The following is a 994-nucleotide window of genomic DNA, read 5'->3' on the forward strand; positions in this document are numbered from 1 at the left end:
GGCGATTTAGCAGAGCCATAAACGGGTGGTCGGCCGGCGGAGGTTCCACAGAGGTCACATCGAAAGCCGCTCCCGAAATGTCACCGGCGTTCAGCGCCGGACCCACAGCAGCTTCGTCCACTAGGCCGCCACGGCCGGTATTGATGAGCAGTGGACGGCGCGTCATTAACGCGAACTCAGGCTTGGAAATCATGTGGCGCGTGCGGTCGTTGAGCGGACAGTGCAGCGTGAGGATGTCAGCCTCACCCAGCAACTGCTCGAACGGCGTGTAAAGGCGTCCCTGGCCTGTGCGGCCTTTGTGACCCGAGAACAGCACGCGCATGCCCAGTGCACGGCCGATGGCTGCGACCGACTGGCCCAGTTCGCCGTCGCCGATGATGCCCAAGGTGGAGCCCGCCAGATCGCGGATCGGGTGGCCGAAGAAGCAGAACTGCCCGGCGGCCTGCCAGCGCCCGGCGCGCACCGCATCGCGGTAGGCACAGACGCTGCGCCGCAGGGCAAAGATCAGGGCGAATGTGTGCTCGGGCACGGTGCGGGTGGCGTAGCCGCGAATGTTGCTGACCACGATGCCGCGGGCCGCACAGGCCGCCAGATCGATGTTGTCGGTGCCGGTCGCGGCTACGGCGATCAGCTTCAGGCGCGGTGCCTGCGTCAGGATGGCGGCAGGCAGCTTGGCCTTGTTGACGATGACGATGTCGGCATGAGCGATACGCTCGGCCACCTGCTCGGCGCTGGTGCGNACGATGCCGCGGGCCGCACAGGCCGCCAGATCGATGTTGTCGGTGCCGGTCGCGGCTACGGCGATCAGCTTCAGGCGCGGTGCCTGCGTCAGGATGGCGGCAGGCAGCTTGGCCTTGTTGACGATGACGATGTCGGCATGAGCGATACGCTCGGCCACCTGCTCGGCGCTGGTGCGGTCGTGGGCCTGCCAGGTGTGGTCAAAGTCCGGACGCCGCAGCCGCGTCTGGGGCGAGAGGGTTTCGCGGTCGAGAAA

General features: G+C 66.8%; 1 protein-coding gene. It reads right to left on the reverse strand.

Features of this window, described 5'->3' with window-relative positions; all coding sequences use genetic code 11:
• On the reverse strand, positions 1-994 hold a 994-nt coding region (locus QZH66_RS16935), incomplete at both ends, for a D-2-hydroxyacid dehydrogenase (protein WP_305807021.1).

This window comes from Stenotrophomonas sp. YIM B06876, assembly GCF_030711595.1.
Classification (GTDB): Bacteria; Pseudomonadota; Gammaproteobacteria; order Xanthomonadales; family Xanthomonadaceae; genus Stenotrophomonas.